This is a genomic window from Microbulbifer sp. MCCC 1A16149, from assembly GCF_050368945.1.
Classification (GTDB): domain Bacteria; phylum Pseudomonadota; class Gammaproteobacteria; order Pseudomonadales; family Cellvibrionaceae; genus Microbulbifer.
In genome coordinates, this window is the sequence record NZ_CP185959.1 from 1,931,470 (window position 1) to 1,948,415 (window position 16,946).

General features: G+C 55.8%; 13 protein-coding genes. 7 read left to right on the forward strand and 6 right to left on the reverse strand.

The genetic code is table 11. The features are described from left to right. Nucleotides 1–9: 9 nt before the first annotated feature. Together cysG and ACONT6_RS08260 are read left to right on the forward strand one after the other, a co-directional pair. Nucleotides 10–1,389 carry a siroheme synthase CysG gene (gene cysG, locus ACONT6_RS08255; protein WP_428821236.1) on the forward strand — a complete coding sequence of 460 codons (1,380 nt, stop codon included), beginning with the start codon at nucleotides 10–12 and terminating at the stop codon, nucleotides 1,387–1,389. Between the two features lie 100 nt (nucleotides 1,390–1,489). Continuing rightward, nucleotides 1,490–1,753: a hypothetical protein gene (locus tag ACONT6_RS08260; RefSeq protein WP_428821237.1), complete on the forward strand. Its 264-nt coding sequence runs from the start codon at nucleotides 1,490–1,492 to the stop codon at nucleotides 1,751–1,753. A gap of 25 nt (nucleotides 1,754–1,778) precedes the next feature. Here ACONT6_RS08260 and ACONT6_RS08265 read toward each other — a convergent pair whose 3' ends face one another. After that, nucleotides 1,779–4,136, reverse strand: coding sequence for a penicillin acylase family protein (locus ACONT6_RS08265; protein ID WP_428821238.1), 2,358 nt, complete (start codon nucleotides 4,134–4,136; stop codon nucleotides 1,779–1,781). Nucleotides 4,137–4,468: 332 nt separating this feature from the next. On the opposite strand from ACONT6_RS08265, the gene ACONT6_RS08270 reads away from it, so the two are divergent. The 5 genes from ACONT6_RS08270 to ACONT6_RS08290 all read left to right on the forward strand — a co-directional run bounded on the left by ACONT6_RS08270 (nucleotide 4,469) and on the right by ACONT6_RS08290 (nucleotide 11,128). Continuing rightward, the gene (locus ACONT6_RS08270) at nucleotides 4,469–7,039 is read left to right on the forward strand and encodes a TonB-dependent receptor (protein ID WP_428821239.1); all 2,571 of its coding nucleotides are present in this window, start codon (nucleotides 4,469–4,471) and stop codon (nucleotides 7,037–7,039) included. Between the two features lie 179 nt (nucleotides 7,040–7,218). After that, complete coding sequence (egtB, locus tag ACONT6_RS08275; protein WP_428821240.1) at nucleotides 7,219–8,568, forward strand: ergothioneine biosynthesis protein EgtB; 1,350 nt, start codon at nucleotides 7,219–7,221, stop codon at nucleotides 8,566–8,568. A gap of 5 nt (nucleotides 8,569–8,573) precedes the next feature. Then, a complete protein-coding gene (gene egtD, locus ACONT6_RS08280) occupies nucleotides 8,574–9,554 on the forward strand; it encodes an L-histidine N(alpha)-methyltransferase (RefSeq protein WP_428821241.1) in 981 nt (326 codons plus the stop codon). After that, nucleotides 9,538–10,056: a DUF411 domain-containing protein gene (locus ACONT6_RS08285; RefSeq protein WP_428821242.1), complete on the forward strand. Its 519-nt coding sequence runs from the start codon at nucleotides 9,538–9,540 to the stop codon at nucleotides 10,054–10,056. Before egtD ends, ACONT6_RS08285 begins: the two co-directional genes overlap by 17 nt. A 67-nt stretch (nucleotides 10,057–10,123) precedes the next feature. Further along, entirely contained in the window at nucleotides 10,124–11,128 is a 1,005-nt protein-coding gene (locus tag ACONT6_RS08290; protein WP_428821243.1) for a hydrolase, read from the forward strand. Here the strand turns inward: ACONT6_RS08290 and ACONT6_RS08295 are convergent. The 5 genes from ACONT6_RS08295 to ACONT6_RS08315 all read right to left on the reverse strand — a co-directional run bounded on the left by ACONT6_RS08295 (nucleotide 11,125) and on the right by ACONT6_RS08315 (nucleotide 16,847). Beyond that, complete coding sequence (locus ACONT6_RS08295) at nucleotides 11,125–11,457, reverse strand: hypothetical protein (RefSeq protein WP_428821244.1); 333 nt, start codon at nucleotides 11,455–11,457, stop codon at nucleotides 11,125–11,127. The genes ACONT6_RS08290 and ACONT6_RS08295 overlap by 4 nt on opposite strands. A 477-nt stretch (nucleotides 11,458–11,934) precedes the next feature. Beyond that, nucleotides 11,935–12,138: an efflux RND transporter permease subunit gene (locus ACONT6_RS08300; protein ID WP_428821245.1), complete on the reverse strand. Its 204-nt coding sequence runs from the start codon at nucleotides 12,136–12,138 to the stop codon at nucleotides 11,935–11,937. Between the two features lie 13 nt (nucleotides 12,139–12,151). Then, nucleotides 12,152–12,757 carry a DUF3237 domain-containing protein gene (locus tag ACONT6_RS08305; RefSeq protein WP_428821246.1) on the reverse strand — a complete coding sequence of 202 codons (606 nt, stop codon included), beginning with the start codon at nucleotides 12,755–12,757 and terminating at the stop codon, nucleotides 12,152–12,154. Nucleotides 12,758–12,800: 43 nt separating this feature from the next. Further along, complete coding sequence (locus tag ACONT6_RS08310; protein ID WP_428821247.1) at nucleotides 12,801–14,555, reverse strand: amidohydrolase; 1,755 nt, start codon at nucleotides 14,553–14,555, stop codon at nucleotides 12,801–12,803. Nucleotides 14,556–14,651: 96 nt separating this feature from the next. Beyond that, nucleotides 14,652–16,847 carry a TonB-dependent receptor gene (locus tag ACONT6_RS08315; RefSeq protein ID WP_428821248.1) on the reverse strand — a complete coding sequence of 732 codons (2,196 nt, stop codon included), beginning with the start codon at nucleotides 16,845–16,847 and terminating at the stop codon, nucleotides 14,652–14,654. Between the last annotated feature and the right edge of the window lie 99 nt (nucleotides 16,848–16,946).

Below are 16,946 nucleotides of genomic sequence, written 5' to 3' on the forward strand. Positions count from 1 at the left end.
ATTAGAGCCTTGCGTTACCTGCCTCTCGCTTTTGATTTGAAAAACCGTCCTTGTCTTATTGTCGGGGGCGGTGCCATTGCCACGCGCAAAGCGCGTTTACTCAGCAAAGCGGAGGCTCGACTGATTGTCGTTGCTCCCGATATTACCGACGAGCTGCGCCAACTGGTGATGGCGAGCGGCGGTGAATATATCGTCGGAACCTATCGCAAGGAGCTACTCGACCGCGCCGAAATGATCGTCGCCGCCACCGCAGACGGCGACGTCAACGCCCAGGTATCTAAGGATGCCCGGGCCCGTCGTCTGCCTGTCAATGTGGTGGACTCACCGGAACACTGCACCTTTACATTCCCCTCCATTGTCGAACGCGGACCGCTTTCCATCGGCATTTCCAGTGGCGGCTCTGCACCAGTGCTCACGCGCATGCTGCGCGCCCAGATAGAAACCCTGCTTTCTCCCGGCCTGGGCCTGATTGCCGAGCTGGCTGGACGTATGCGCGATAAGGTCAAGGCTGCACTGCCAGAACCCCAGAGAAAAGATTTCTGGCACTGGGTCTTCAATGGTCCCATCGTTGGCCAGATCGAACGCGGCCACAAGGCGGAAGCCGAGCAGGCTTTGCTGGAAGAATTGGGTCGCTGGGAAGAGAAGCCCGCGCCGAGCGGCGAGGTGTATCTGGTCGGTGGAGGCCCCGGTGATCCAGACCTGCTCACCTTCCGCGCCCTGCGTCTGATGCAGCAGGCGGATGTTGTGCTTTACGACCGGCTGGTATCTACCGAGGTACTGGAACTGGTGCGCCGCGACGCCGAGCGTATCTATGTGGGCAAGATGAAGCAGTTCCACTCGGTACCGCAAGACGACATCAATCAGCTACTGGTGGACCTGGCGAAAGAGGGCAAGAAGGTCCTGCGCCTGAAGGGCGGTGATCCGTTTGTATTCGGCCGCGGAGGCGAAGAAATCGACAAGCTCGCCGAAGCTGGCGTGCCGTTTCAGGTAGTCCCCGGTATTACCGCCGCCATCGGCTGCTCTGCCTATTCCGGCATCCCACTGACCCACAGGGATCACGCCCAGTCGGTTCGGTTCATTACCGGGCACCTCAAGCAGGGCGATCTGGTGCTGCCCTGGGAAGAGCTGATCACCAGAAACCAGACCCTTGTTTTCTACATGGGCCTCACCGGACTTCCGACCATCTCTGAAAAGCTGATCGCCAATGGCATGGAGGCAGATACGCCTGCAGCGCTGGTAGAGAAGGGTACCACCCGGGATCAGCGCGTAATTGTAGGCACCATTGCCACGCTGCCGGAATTGGCCGAAGCCCACAAGGTGGAGGCGCCGGCGTTAACCATCATCGGTGGTGTAGTGACATTGCGTGAAAGCCTGGGTTGGTATCAGTAACCCGGTGTCTGCCAGGGAATTTTAACGCCCGGCATCCCTAACCCCATACATTGGCAAACCCCTATCTATACTGAGAGAGGTGTTTGCCAGTGGTGGTTCTATGTTGTGGATGTTGCTTCGTTTTTATTGCACTCTTCTGGTGCGCAGCTTTCTGCCCCAGGAAAACGAGATCGCGTTGCCAGATGAAAACGACAGCCATTTGCGTCGCTATACCCGCGCCTATCGTATCAAGCGCACCTGGGTGAAAAACCTCTGGATCTGCGCATCCCTGCTGATGATCTGTTTTCCCCTGTTGCCGTTTGTCCTGGGGCTGGGGCTTTTCACATCCTTCCTTTCTTTCGCCATCCTCGACGAAACCGCCTGAGCTGCGCCCTTGTGTGGGCGTCAGCTCAATGCAGGGTTAATACGTAAGCCGCGGATTTTTCTGTAAAGCTGGAGGGATTACCTTCCACCCAATCCCGGTGTCCATTGCCAAAGAATGGGGACAGGGGATGAGCGCTTTGCCCAGTTGCCATATGGAAGATGCCGCGCTCCTCGTGTCCCGGTGCCACGACCATACGTTCAGAGGCGCCGTTGGTGGAAGACTGGAAGCGCGGCATATGCGAGTCGCCAGGCAGCGGATCTGCTGGCATCGCAGTAAACCAGTTGACGGCTCCTATGGCGCGTCCCAGCGGATGGCGAATCTTGGCAGAATTTTGTACGCCCCACGTCTGTTCTGCCAGCGGCAGCCCATCTTTCGCCATATCTTCCAGTACCCGATCCAGAGCGGCGAACTTGAGCGCCTGCCAGGATTCAAATTCCGGGTTTAACAGGTGCTCAGGCTCTGCTGACAGCATTTCCCACGCGGGATACTCGACCTGGCGGTTGACGCGTCCAAACTTGAAATCCGGTGCGTAGCGCTGCATGAAGGTCAGTACCGGTGCGGTGGAAAGATCGATAAAGCGCAAGCGGAAATTACGCACGATGCGGTAACCAACAGAGTCGGCGCTGGCGCGACCGCCCCAGTCTTTTACCTGTTCGTACACTTCCTGATACTCGTCGGCACCTTCAAGTAATCCAGCGAGTTGTTTTTGCCACCGCTCAAGGAAGACCGCGCGATCGTCCAGTTGGATGTCGAGCAGATCCTGCTCCGTGAAGCGTTCCCGGGCAAACAGGTCATCGCGAATTTGCTGCTGGCGCGCACCCAGCGCGTAGCCGCCATCGCCCATCACACGAAGGAATTCCCCATCCATGGTGCGCGCGTTGGCAGTCCAGATGCGGTGCGAGGGCGGGTTGTACACCTGCGGCTGCTCTTGCAGAGAGAGATAGCCATCCCAGTACGCAGTACCGTCCGCCCAGCTCACCGAGCGGCTGCCATCCAGCCCAACACGGCGGGGGATTGGGCCTGCCACCGTCCAACCGATATTGCCTTCACTGTCACCCAGCACGAGATTCTGGTGGGGAATGCCAAGCTCGGGGGCGAGATCCATCGCTGCGCGGGTGGTCGCCGCTGTCTCCAGCTTCAGCAGATTCAGGTTCGCACCGCGTACATCGTGGGCTACCCAGCGGTAGGCGAGGGGCCTTTCATTGTGGTCCTTGCCGACAACCGGTCCCCAGATGGTCTTGCGCACCTCCAACATAGCCGGGGGCTTGCCGCTGATAGCAATCTTCTCTTTGGCGATTTCGAAGTCTTTCCAGCCATCGGGCGTACGGTACTGGTCGCCACTTTCCGAGAGTTCAAGGGGAATCAGGTCGCCCCAGTCCGCGGTGGTATTGGTGAATCCCCACGCGACTTTACTGTTGCTGCCGGCCACGATGATCGGACCGCCCGGCAGGGAGGCGCCGCGCATGTCAAATTCTGTACCCGGCACATTCCAGCCCGCGCGGTACCAGATATTGGGCACCGTGATCTTGAGGTGCATATCGTCGGCGACTATCGCGGCACCGTGTTCAGTCAGGGCGCCGCCCACTACCCAGTTGTTGCTGCCGAAGATCATGTCTTCGCTTTCCATTTCCTGGTGCGCCATGGGTGTGCCGTCTTCTACCAGCGCAGCAATATCTGTCTGCGGGAGTGACAGTGGGCCACGGGCATCCCCGATCAGCGGCGCGTCCCAGATTCCGCCCTTGGGCACGAAGAACGCATACAGGTCTCCGGGCAGCAATTCGGCCAAGGCATTGTCGCGACGCTCGAAGTTGCCGGTGTGGCTCTGCAGGGTCATATACATACTGAAAATAGTGAGCAGGCTATCTGCTGGAACCCAATTGCGGGGCTTCTGCCGGAGCAGGGCGTACTCCCAGGGCGCCGCGCCCAGTTGCGACAGACCGAAGTTCACGCCATCGGCATAGTGCTGCAGGATTTTCCGGTCCTCTGCGGGCATGGCGGCGATATTGCGTTCAGCACGAGCGCGGAACTGATGTACCCGCACTTCCTGATCGTGATCGAGAGCCGCTTCGCCTACGAGCTCTGACAGCTCGCCGGAGGAGTTGCGGCGCAGCAGATCCATCTGGAAGAAACGCTCTTGCGCGTGCAGGAAGCCCAATGCAAAGGCGGAGTCGCTGCGGGACTCTGCGGTAATGAAGGGTATGCCCTGGGCATCGCGCTCGATAGTCACTGGGTTTTCCAGTTGGCCCGTGGCGAGGTCGCCATCCAGTAGAGGCAGGCTCTGACGCAACCATAGCCAGGCGGCCAGGCCAACCAGTAATAAGAGGACAGACAGGGCAAGCAGGCCGCGCAGCACGCGTCTTGGCCAGGGAGTGGGAGCCATCATCACAAGGTCTCTCGTGTCAGAATCAAAGTCGTTATTTTGGGACCCGCGCCGCTCATTCGGAATCGCGGGAGGATGTCAGTCTATCAGTCTTATCGGGATCTTAAACGGTTACCAGCAGACTTATTCCAGTCACAAACTAGTGGTTTGTGTTGAGAATAATGCCAAAATGGCGCATTACGTCACATTATCTTGCGCCGAAACTGACCGGTCACGGCAAAAAGGTCATAACAAGCTTTTCTTGGGACAGCTGTACCCTTAAGATGGCCGAACTTGACTATCAATAAAGATAACTTTCCATCACGCTTTTCATATAACTAAAACGCGAGGACGCGATGATGTACGACGCCAATCAGTCCGGTAAAAACCGATCTTTCACCATTTCTTCTCTCTCCGCAGCCATCGCCGTAACCACAGCGCTGAGCGGCACTGCATCTGCTGCCGAGATCGAAGAAGTTGTGGTTACCGCGCAGAAGCGCGCGGAAAACCTGCAAGATGTACCAATTGCCATCTCCGCTTTCACTGGCGACAGCATGAAGGCAATGGGTGTAAAAAATCTGACAGACCTGGGTAAATTCACGCCCGGTGTCGAAATGAACAACGATACGCCGCTGCAGCCTACCTATAGTGTGCGCGGTATCGAAACCGGCGACTTCACCGTGGGCTCCGACCCGGCGGTAGCGGTTTACGTGGACGGCGTATACACCGGCCGCGGCGCTGGTGCAGAGGTTCCGCTCGCCGATATCGAGCGTGTGGAAGTACTGAAAGGCCCGCAGGGCACGCTGTTTGGCCGTAACGCCACCGGCGGTGCGATCCACATTATCAGCAAAAAGCCCCAGGCCGACGACACTACCGAGCTGAACCTGACTGCCGGTAACTATGGTCGCCAGTCATCAGATTTGCTGGTTAACCGCCAGTTGAGCGACAACCTGTACGGCCGCTTTACCGCGTCCACCAACCGTCGCGATTCCTTCGCCGATAACCTGGCGAATGATTTTGAAGTGGGTAATGTCGACACCCAGACCTATCGCGCATCCCTGCTGTGGGAGCCGACCCCGGATACCGAAGTTCTGTGGCGTGCCGAGTACGGCATCATGGACCAGGGTAGTGCACTGCGTACTTCCATCGTTCCATCACTTCAGGCAGAAGCCGGTGGTACCGACGTGTTCGGCGATTACGCACTGGATACACCGACCATCGAAGATCGTGATTCCTGGGGCACTTCTGTGTCTGTGATTCACGACTTTGAAAATGTCACCCTGACATCCATTACCGCATACCGCGGTTTTGAAGCACACCTGCAGCAGGACGAAGACGGCACCGCCAACCCGGATTACATGTTCGGTTCCGCCAACTTCGACGATCAGACCCAGTTCTCCCAGGAGTTCCGTCTGAACGGCATGACTGACAACCTGAAGTGGACCCTGGGTGCTTCCTACTCTCGTGAAGAGCTGGAGCACACCACCGATGCCTACTTCACTGCGGGCTCGCTGGAATCCTTCGCGGTATACGAGGGCGTCAAAGCCGCATACCAAGGTGCTGGCTTCACCACCACCGAACTGGAAGACCTGTCCTATCAGCAGCGCCAGCTGATGATTGCCGGTGGTCTCGAAGGCGCTGCGGTATCTACGTTCATTTACGATCTGATGCTGCAATCCGGACAGGCTGACGCGCTGCTGCAAGCACTGGGTGCACCTGCAGGCATTACTGCCAGCATGTTGAATCGCGACCAGATGATCGGTCAGCTGATGGCTGGTATCACCCCGTGGGTGATGGCGGACACGCCGTGGAACGAATCCGTACTGAACAAAGGTGACTACCGCTCAGCGGCCATCTACGGTGATGCAACCTGGAGCCTCACCGATAAGATGGACCTGACTGTTGGTGCGCGTTATACCGCGGACGAGAAAGACTTCTCCATCATAAGCAGCTACCAGAACACCTTGCCGATCGCATTCGTCGGTGGTGATGTCGCCCTGATGGGTCCAGATGGCAGCGTTCTTGGCTCCATCACACTGCCTCCGGGCCAGGTTGCTGAAATTCCGTTCGGTATGGCGTTCAACAACAACGGCGTCGCGAACCTGAACCAGAAACTGGACGACTCCTGGAGCGACCTGTCTGGCCGTCTGGTTCTGGACTACCGCTGGAACGACGATGTGATGACGTTCATCTCCCTGGCAGATGGCTTTAAAGCGGGTGGTTTCAACAGCTTCAGCGCAGCCCCGGGCATCGACCCGTCGTTCGATCAGGAAAGCGTCACCAACCTGGAAATCGGCCTGAAGAGCAGCCTGTTCGACAACGCTGTGCGCTTCAATGCTTCTGTATTCGCGTACAACTACGACAACCTGCAACAGCTGGACCTGGTTGGCGCGCCGATTCCGAACTACTACCTGCGTAACGCCGATGCTGAAGGTCGCGGTGCAGAATTCGAAGTCCAGTGGGCAGCTAGCGACAACCTGTTTATTGCGGGTAACTACTCCTTCCTGGATACCGAGTACACCCGCTACCAGATCATCGAGTCTATCGGTGAGACCGAAGAGGAAAACTCTCGCGTAGGTCAGCCCCGCGTGGGAACCCCGGAGAACAAGTTCAACCTGATGGCTGAATACTCCTGGGATCTGGCAAGTGGTGCGAATGTTGTGCTGCGCGGTGATTACAACTGGACCGATGAGCGTGTTGGCTCCATCAGCGATCCGGCTCGTGTGATCCCGGACTACCAGCTGATGAACCTGCGTGCAGGCTGGAACAGCGCCTCCGACCGTTACTCTGCAGCCCTTTGGGTGCAGAACGTCACCGACGAAGAGATCGCTGGTGGCTATGGCGGCACCGGTGCTGCGATTGGTGCCAGCCCCGCGTGGCGCTTCATGCCCCGTATGTACGGTGCGGATTTCACCGTTCGCTTCTGATCACATCTGATGTGAAGCAGGAAAAGGGTCGGCCTTGCCGGCCCTTTTTTGTGCCCGAAGATAAATGGGAAAGACGAAATTCCTGGCGCCAATTGCCGCGAGAATCACGGCATCCACATGGGAAAACGCCACAATGGATGTATGATCAATAGCAACCAGTGCAGTTGACGGCTCAAAGAATGATTCTGATTTCAGAAGCGGGTTCGGAGGTAACTGACAATTCGGCACACCTGTATTGGCACGAGCCCGAAAGAGAACTATCTCTGGATGAGCGGGCCGCCTTACTGGGACGGTATCAAAAGGTCCGCAGTGAAACCGAAAGTCTCACCGACCCGCTGACGTCGGAAGACATGCAATTGCAGTCGATGCCGGATGCCAGCCCCAGTAAATGGCACCTGGCCCATACCAGCTGGTTCTTCGAGACATTTATCCTGCGGTCGCTGCTGCCGGGTTATTGCTCCTTCGATTCCGCCTATCACCACCTGTTCAATTCCTATTACAACGCACTCGGCCAACCGTTTTCGCGGCCCCAGCGCGGATTATTGTCACGCCCCTCCATAGAAGAAGTTTTCGCCTACCGTCGCAGTATTGATCGCGCCATTGAGCAGTGGCTGACGGAGGAAGATGTCTCCACGGAACACGCCAATTTACTGGTGCTGGGCCTCAACCACGAACAGCAACACCAGGAATTGCTGCTTACCGATATCAAGCATGCGTTTTCATTAAACCCCATATTGCCCGCCTACCGGGATGATCTCGAGAGCGATCCCAGAGGGCGGGGCAGTCTGCCGAGCGAATGGCTCAAGGTGCCCGAAGATAATTACACCGTGGGTTGTGACGGCGAAGACTTCTGTTTCGATAACGAAGGTCCGGCGCACCTGCGCTATCAGCAGGCATTTCGCTTGCAGTCGCGATTGATCACCAATGGCGAGTATCTGGAATTTCTACAGGACGGGAGTTATCAGGAGCCGCGCTTGTGGCTTTCGGATGGGTGGGCACACGTGCAACAGGGCGGGTTGCAGGCGCCACTGTACTGGCGGGAAATTGATGGCGACTGGTATCAGTTCACCCTTGGTGGGCTGCAACCTCTGGACCTGACGGCGCCCGTGTGCCACGTGAGTTTTTACGAGGCGGATGCGTTTGCGAGCTGGGCTGGACATCGACTGCCGACGGAATTCGAGTGGGAAATTGCAGCCTGGCTACACTGCCGCAAGGATGCTGCTGGCCGCGCCAACATGCTGGAAGCCGGCCGTTTTCAGCCCCACCCGGAGACCCCGGCTTCCCCAGAGCCTCAGCTATTGGGGAACCTCTGGCAATGGACCTCGAGCGCGTATCAACCCTATCCGGGTTTCAGGGCAAGTGCCGACGCCGTGGGCGAATATAACGGGAAGTTCATGTGCAACCAGATGGTTCTGCGCGGTGGTTCCTGTATCACACCGCGCAATCATATCCGGATCAGCTATCGTAATTTCTTCTATCCCCATCAAGCTTGGCAATTTACCGGTATTCGACTGGCAGGAGATTTTTAGTGGACATGGCCGTTCAGAATTCAGTGCTGACAGAGCAGGGGGCTGCAGTGCAATGCGGCTATCTCCAGGAGTTTGAAGCTGATGTTTTGGCGGGCCTCACCAGGCAACAAAAGACACTCCCGTGTAAGTATCTCTACGATGAAGCCGGATCAAAGCTCTTTGAAGAAATCTGCGAGCTGGAGGATTACTATCTCACTCGCACTGAGGCCAATATTTTTTGCGAAAGCCTGCCCGAAATGGCGGACCTCCTTGGCGAGTCAGTGGTGCTGGTAGAGCCCGGTGCGGGCAATTGTGAGAAGGCCGAGCCCCTGCTGGCTTGTATGGAATCCCCCCAGGCCTACTATCCGCTGGATATATCCCCGGAGATTCTCCTCACTGCCCAGCAGCGGATCCAGGCCAGATTACCCGGGCTAGAGGTTGCTCCGGTAATCGGTGATTTCACTGCGCCTGAAGCCTGGGCGGATCTACCGGAAACCACGCACAAAAACGTTATTTTTTTCCCGGGATCGACCATTGGTAATTTCACGCCGGAACAGGCTACTGCGCTATTGCGGCAGTTTTCCCAATTCCTGAAAGCCGGGGATGGCCTGCTGTTAGGGGCGGACCTGGTAAAAGATTCCGTCGTCTTGGAGCGCGCTTATCACGATAGCGAGCACGTGACTGAGCTGTTCAACAAGAACCTGTTGTCGCGCATCAATTGCGAATTGAACGGCAATTTCGACACCAGCGCCTTTGCCCACCGGGCCTTTTACCACGCCCATCGCCAGCGTGTAGAAATGCACCTTGTGAGTCTGAAGGATCAGACGGTGGCGGTTGCAGGGCGGGACTTCGAATTTCGGGAAGGGGAGACCATTCACACTGAAAACAGCCATAAATATACGCTCCCGGGCCTGAAAGCACTGCTTCAGAAAACCGGTTTTAGTCCCAAGCACTACTGGACAGATAATAAGCAACACTATGCAATTTACTATGCCGAAGTACTCTAATCGCAGTACCTTTTTCATTCGCACGATTCGCAACATAGCGTTATTGCTATCGGTCAGTTTTATCAGTGCATGCAGCACCAATCAAAGCGTGGCAGAGCAGGGCGCTAACACCGATATTGTGGTCTACAAGTCCCCGTTCTGCCTGTGTTGTAAAGAGTGGATGAAGCATCTCGAGCAAAATCAATTCAGCGTAAGCAGTGAAAACGGGCTGGACACTGCTGAGTTCAAACGGCAATGGGGTGTGCCCGCAACCATGCAGGGTTGCCATACCGGGGTCTGGAATAATAAATACGTGTTCGAAGGACATGTGCCGGCGCGCCTGATTAGGAAATTTCTCGCCAACCCGCCTAAAGACAGCATCGGTCTGTCGGTGCCGGGAATGCCACAGGGGAGCCCCGGTATGTACCGAGGAGGGGATTTCGAACCTTATGTGGTCTATTCCATTCTGTCGGATGGCGGCTACCGTTTTTACGAAAAAGTCACCGCGCCTGAGGCATCTTGAACTGGCAAAGCATTCGGTCCGGCGGTAGTCTTGCAGCCCTTCCTAATGTACGAAGGGCTAAAGTACTTTGAGCGTCAAGCCATTTGAGCCCGCGGTCGGGCTCGGCAACTGTCATCTGCAGACCATATTCCCACGCTTCCATCGGCCCAAGCCCTGGATTAGAACCCAGTGCCAGTGGCTTACCACCCCAGACAGCGACCGGCTGGCGCTCCATACACCCGCTCAGCTTGAAGATAATCCCAATCGACCCATCGTACTGGTACTTCACGGTCTTGAGGGATCCGTGGAATCGCCGTACGTGCAGGGATTGATGCAGTCGCTGCTGGAAAAACGTTTTCAGGTCGCCGTCATGCATTTTCGAGGATGCGGCGGCGTGCCCAATCTATTGCCGCGTGCTTATCACAGTGGCGATAGCGAAGATCCCCGCTGGCTGGCTAGACACCTCAGGGAAAAGTTTCCCGGTACACCACTGATGGCCGTAGGCTATTCACTGGGTGGCAACGTGCTGTTGAAGTGGTTGGGTGAAGATGGCAACCAGACGCTATTGTCTGCTGCCGTTTCTGTGTCAGCGCCGTTGGACCTGCACGCTTCCAGCCGCCGTATGGGGCAGGGGTTCTCCAAGGTGTACCAGCGCCACTTGTTGCAAAGTCTGAAACAGAGTCTGCGCAACAAGGCGCGAGATCCGGAACTTGCGCAGCAGATGCCTGTATTGAATGAATCGAGGTTCTTTAGTGATTTCAGGAGCTTCGATGATCAATTTACCGCGCCACTGCACGGGTTTAGCGGCGTAGATGACTACTACACGCGCGCGTCGAGCAAACCGTTTATCAAAAATATTCGCACACCAACGCTGATTGTTCATGCGCAGGACGACCCATTTGTCTGTCCCACCGCAATTCCCACCAGCGACGAAATCAGTAGTGAAGTCACCCTGGAAGTCAGCAAGCGCGGCGGACATGTCGGCTTTATCAGTGGCAGCCTATGGCAACCGCGGTATTGGCTGGAATCCCGCATTCCCGACTTTCTCAAGCAGATGAGAGCCGAATACACTGATAATACTGGCACACCTTAATGGTGGACGGCGTACGCCGGTTCCGGAATAGACGCATCTACATAGAACGACATGTACTGACGGAATGCACTCGTCACCGCGGTATTCTGAAGAAGCGGCTGTTCGGGGTCATGTTGCTTAGTAATCAACCGCACCAGACTCAAGTGATAGTCGCCGCTATAATTAGCTTTCAGATGCTCATCGATAATACCGACAAGTTGCTCCGCCAGACTGTACTCCGTGCCCTCATTCAAAAAGGCATCCTTTAACGTCGTTTTGAATTCCTCCCAGCTGGAAAGTGCAACAGAAAGGCGTTCAATGGCGTGAAAAATTTGTTCTCCTGTAGTCATAAAGTCCCCCTCGAAAAAGAGGGCGAATCCTACTGGAGAACCCCGGTTTTCCCCAGCGTTTCAGGCGCCAGAAACGGGGTTTTCGTGACAGTTTTTAGGGCACCTCACGACGTGTATTCACAAGGCGCGTAAACCTTTGATAATCCACATCTCGATCCTAATCTCTGTCCAAATATACAATTTAACATAATCTATATTATGCGAACCACATGCTGTTATGTGGGGGGGTAAAGTTCGGCGTGTGCGTGCCCCGCCTGCTGTGTCTGTGTTCGATATCCGAGGCCGCCGATCGACCGCTGAAGACTGAGCTGAGCCAATCACTCCCCATTCTGGTCGCCTACGTATATACCTACTGGATCTATTCTGATTCTGAAACCTAGGCCAGAACGATTAAATCGGCTCTCGGTGTGTGCAGTTTTACAGGTATGGATAAACAGTACACACCGGGAGCCGCTCTTTTTAGGGGGTGAAGCCGACTTATGCCGGTTTCACGTCTTCGTGAGCAAGGCCTTCGGCACGCTCTGAACCCGCCACCTGACTGTGATCCCTTGCCAATAAGCTGTAAACGGTCGGCAACACGAACAGTGTAAACAGCGTTCCTATCAGCATACCAGTCACCACCACAACACCAATGGAGTAGCGACTAGCTGCGCCGGCGCCGCTGGAAAACATATGAGTCATATAGCTTGAATATTCAGGCCGTCTGGCTCATCAGATAACATCCGATGAGTACCGCGTTTTCGCCCGCCACATCGTCGATAGAGCCCACGAAGATATTCTGCGTAAGCCAGTTGTGCTTACCTGAGGGAGTTTTGAATTTTGGTGAGGTCAGGCAATAGAAATCGTCGGGCAGCAGTTTTTCCCCCGCCTTCATCTTACTTAATCCGCTACTGTTGGGGCGCCAGATACCTGCGTTGTCAATAATGATGCTTGCTCCATCGTCTGTCCGTAGCCGGTAGAGCGCATTGATCATGGTAACGCCATCAGAACGTTCCACTGACATGTCAGCACCGCCGGGAATCACTTTCCCCTTGAGTCCGCGGCCGCTGAAATGGCCCCCAATAATCGGGTAATTGATGCGGTGGCCCTCAGCGGTTTGTCCCATATCCTCGGTTTCGCCGAGAGCCACATGGATTTGCAGCACCAGCTCTGCAGAGAGTTGCCGCTCCTCTGGAATATTGCCCAGTGACTGTGCCCTGCTCGCGGTAGAACCGGCAAGGCCGAAGCCACCTATGCCCGCAGCGCCGATGACACCAGCCATGCCCCGTAAAGTCGCTCTCTTTGTAATGTCAGTGGCCACGCTAATCACTCCTGTATTGATCTAGTTTCGGTTAAATTGTGTGTTAATTTTTCTGTTCAACCTGCGATGCCGCGGAGGTGTACACGTAGTCTCCCGCCAGCATGGTCCGATACACAGCGACCTGATGAATCCGATATGTATCCAGGGAAAAAACGTCGTCCTGCATAATCACCAGGTCTGCGGATTTACCTGCGGTTATCGAGCCCCGGGATGCGGATCTCCTGAGCTGGTAAGCCCCGTTTATGGTGTATCCACGGATAAGCTGTGCCAGAGTCAATCTCTCGGACACCGGTTGCATGATTTTTGCCTGTTCACCCCCCTCGAGATCCTGACGATTAAGACCGATCTGCATACCGAGAAATGGCGTTGCACGATCCATTTCTTCTGGCACTACCACATCACTGGAAAAACTCACGGTCGCACCCGCGTCAAAGAATGACTTCGCACGCATTTTCTGCTCATTGCGCGATCCCAGGCTGGACGCCGCTCCCTGGAAAAGGTCGCCAAACCAATGCGGGGTAAAGTTCGCCACTACGCCAAGTTGTTCAAACCGCGGGATATCCTCCTCACTCACAAGCTCCAGGTGACACAGGGTAAGACGCGGGTAGTTCCATCCACTTTGCTTCGCACGTTCATAGGCATCCAGCGCTACCCGTGTTGCCCTGTCACCTACGACGTGCATATGCAGATCAAGCTTTGCCCGATGCAGTTCGCCGATAAATTCGACCAGTCGATCTTCGTCAAAGAGCGTGCCGCCGTGGTTTCCGGCATCGTCGGTAAAATCCTGTAGCAGCGCGGATGTCCGGATTTCGTGCACACCGTCGAAATGAATCTTTACGGTATTGAATTGCAGGTTGCTGCCGCCGTACGTTTTGTGCAGTCGCTTGATTTCCGCGACAGCGCGATCAACCTGGTCCGGGAGATGCACGTGGTAGCTACCCTCGTAACGAAGTGGCAGGCGCCCTTCCCTGTCCAGCTTCGCCAGCACGCTATAGACCTTGTCGTGCAGTCCGAGGTTACCGCCGTCGTACAGGCTGGTGACTCCCTGGCTGGAAAGATAACGAAGAAAGTGTTCGAGGTTGGCTGTGAGATCGGCCGTGGTTGCCTCGGACAACACCCGCTCCTGGATCGGCGCGGAGCTGAATTCCTTGATCCAGCCGGTGGGCTCGTTGTGTTTACCCCGCTGGTAGTAGGCAAGTCCCGGTGCAGGGTCCGGGGTATCCGGCCCGATTTTCATCACCTCCAGGGCCTTGCTATTCAGCCACATACTGTGGCCAGAATCGTCCATCAGCGCTACCGGACGATCGCTGATTACTGCGTCCAGGCGCGCTTTGTGCGGGCCCTTAATGCCAAAGTCGGCGGTGCGCCAGAAACCGGCAATAATGAATGGTATCTGCGGATTTTCGCTCGCATAGCTATCCAGCCACTCCAGTAACGCCGCCGGTTCCGGGTCTGGCGCTGCCACCATATCTGTAGAGGCAAACAGGGACAGAATTCCCGGGTGAGTGTGGCCGTCAATGAGCCCTGGCAACACCAGCCGGCCGTTTAGCGTCTCTACGACGGTCTCTGGCCCGATCCACGATTTGGCGCCATCGGTGTCTCCCACAAAGACAAACGTTCCATTTCGAATCGCGATTGCGCTCGCTTCTGGCCTGGCCGGATCAACCGTGTAGACCCGGGCATCGAGTAAAACGCGATCCGCATACCTGCTGTCCGCAGCTACCCCCGTGGTAAACAGAATGGATACCAGCACGCTGAGGACGCGGTGGCGCAAGACAGGAATTAGTTTTACAGGCATGGTACCTCCGCGACGACATCTCTCCCTGAAAAAAGCCGGATTGCGTCGCGACAATCCGGCAAAGGGAGTAGCCATTAGGGTCAAGATTTTTTTTCGTTAGAAAGCGATACTCAGACGCAGTCCGTATTCCCGAGGCGCGCCGTAGAATTCAGTGATGCCAAACTGGCCGGAGACGTATTGCTGATCGGTCAGGTTGCTGCCATAGGCGGACACTTTCCACTGGTCGTCCGTGAGGGATATGCTGGCATTGAGCAGGTTGCGGCTGGCCAGGACATCAGACTCTGGTGAGTACGCGAGGTAGGAGTACTGTCGGTCTATATGGGAATAGCTGATCTGAGGCGTAAGGTAGAGACCGCCATCGAGCGTATATTCGTAACTTACCGAGAGGTTGTATGTTAGTTCCGGTGCGTACAGCGCATCACCACCCGCGGTTGTCTCCATAAAGGGCCCGTAATCGAAACACACTGGCGGTATGGATGGCATACCTTCGGGGCACTGAGGACCGAGTGAACTGCCGGGGAGCGCCCGCGCGTTGATAAAGGTCTGGGCTGGCAGGTTCGACTGGGTGTAACCGAGATTACCGATGATTGACCAGTTCCCAAGCTGCGCCTGAACCTGCGCTTCCAGCCCCTTGATGGTCATGTCTGCGATATTCTCCGACCCCTCTACACCGGTAGAAGGCTCCAGTACCGCAAACTGGAAGTCTTGGTAATCGTTGTAGAACGCGGTCAACTGGGTGCGTATGTGATCGTCAAATGCGCTGAACTTCCAGCCAAACTCATAACTGGTTACGGTTTCTGCATCGAACTCTGACGAAATAGAGTTGAATCCGCCCGGCTTGTAGCCCGTGGACACCTGCGCATACACCAAGCCACTATCCAGGTAGCGGTTTAATGCGAGCTTCCCGGTAATCTGGTCGTCCTTGTATTCGCCGCCGAGATCGCCCACCTGCAGGCCTTCTGCTGGGAATCCGGGGATACCGCGGCCCACGAAAATGCCACCGTGCCCTTCGACCGCATATGTGGATCGGCGCAGTCCGGTCTGCAGTTCCCAGGAGGGCAGGAATTCATAATTACCCTGGGCGAATAGCCCGGTGACTTTTCGACGGTTGCCTCCGGGTATATCGGTTGGAAAGCCGGCCTGTGTATCGACAATCATGATGTCAATATCAGTTTCCTGATAGTAGGCACCCAGTACCCAGTCAAACGGGCCGTCGACTGGTGAGATGAGGTTGATCTCCTGGCTCAGCTGTTTTTCGTTGGCGAAATAATCTTCGACGATATCGCCGTTTGCCATGACCGGTGCGGTCGACCCATCCAGGTCTGAGATATTCGAGATGGCCTTGTCCTGATAGCCGGACACCGACCGAAGCTGCAGCCCATTTGCCAATGCGTAGTCCAGCTTCAGGCTATACATGTCCCCGCTGTCTTCGTAGGCCACATCTTCATCAAAGGCGTAGGTGAATGGATCATCAATGCGGAACGCTCCGTAGGTGGTTCCGGAGATCGGCTGCGCAGGATAGCCTCCCGTCTTGCGCTTGTTGGTTTGCGCCTTGAATAGCATTTCGAGGTTTTCCGGGTTCCACAGTATGCCAACTCGGCCACTGTATTCTTCCAGCTTTCCTGCCTCGTTCTCGAGCGGCCCGATATCCTCGTAGTAGCTTTCGCGATTTCGGGACAGGCCCGCGAAGCGCACGGCCAGGTCTTCAGTAATGGGAATATTGACCGCGCCCTCGAATCCGAGGCTGTCGTAGTTACCGAACGATGTTTCTGCGTAACCCCCAAATTCTCCAAGTGCGGGAGACCGGGTGTTGATAAAGATAGCCCCACCGGTAGAGTTGTTACCGACAAAGGTGCCCTGTGGGCCGCGCAGTACTTCTACAGATCCGATATCGTAGAAACTGTTTGACTGCACAATGGGAGGCTGAAAGAGTCCATCGATATAGGTGGCAACACCTGCGGTGACATTCGGCGTATTGGTGGCAATGCCGATACCGCGAATATTTACACTCAGGGTCGGGCCGGTATCCGTAATGGAGAGTGACGGAGAAGCGGACTGGAGATCCTGGACCTTGCTCACGCCGAGGTTTTTCAACATTTCGCCATTGAATGCCGTGGCGGACATCGGGATATCTTCCAGGCTCTCTTCACGCCGTTGCGCGGTCACCACCACTTCTTCGACGGTGGATGCGGCTACTCTTGGTGCCTCGGCCGCGGGATCACTAGTCTGAGCGAGTACATAGCTGCTGGCAGAGCCCAGTAGCGTAGCAAGTAGGATCTTGTTCTGCTTCATGGTCATTTCCTTATTTGGCGATACTTATTCTTTTCAAATGGATGGATCGCATGGTTTCTGGTTCTCGTATTCCATATAGGTTGGAGCGTCCCTGCTCCA

Excerpts from the sequence above, each read along its gene's own strand:
- ACONT6_RS08260 (WP_428821237.1), top strand. The coding sequence starts at position 1,490 with ATGTTGTGGATGTTGCTTCGTTTTTATTGCACTCTTCTGGTGCGCAGC.
- ACONT6_RS08265 (WP_428821238.1), bottom strand. The coding sequence starts at position 4,136 with ATGATGGCTCCCACTCCCTGGCCAAGACGCGTGCTGCGCGGCCTGCTT.
- ACONT6_RS08270 (WP_428821239.1), top strand. The coding sequence starts at position 4,469 with ATGATGTACGACGCCAATCAGTCCGGTAAAAACCGATCTTTCACCATT.
- egtB (WP_428821240.1), top strand. The coding sequence starts at position 7,219 with ATGATTCTGATTTCAGAAGCGGGTTCGGAGGTAACTGACAATTCGGCA.
- egtD (WP_428821241.1), top strand. The coding sequence starts at position 8,574 with ATGGCCGTTCAGAATTCAGTGCTGACAGAGCAGGGGGCTGCAGTGCAA.
- ACONT6_RS08285 (WP_428821242.1), top strand. The coding sequence starts at position 9,538 with ATGCCGAAGTACTCTAATCGCAGTACCTTTTTCATTCGCACGATTCGC.
- ACONT6_RS08295 (WP_428821244.1), bottom strand. The coding sequence starts at position 11,457 with ATGACTACAGGAGAACAAATTTTTCACGCCATTGAACGCCTTTCTGTT.
- ACONT6_RS08300 (WP_428821245.1), bottom strand. The coding sequence starts at position 12,138 with ATGACTCATATGTTTTCCAGCGGCGCCGGCGCAGCTAGTCGCTACTCC.
- ACONT6_RS08310 (WP_428821247.1), bottom strand. The coding sequence starts at position 14,555 with ATGCCTGTAAAACTAATTCCTGTCTTGCGCCACCGCGTCCTCAGCGTG.
- ACONT6_RS08315 (WP_428821248.1), bottom strand. The coding sequence starts at position 16,847 with ATGAAGCAGAACAAGATCCTACTTGCTACGCTACTGGGCTCTGCCAGC.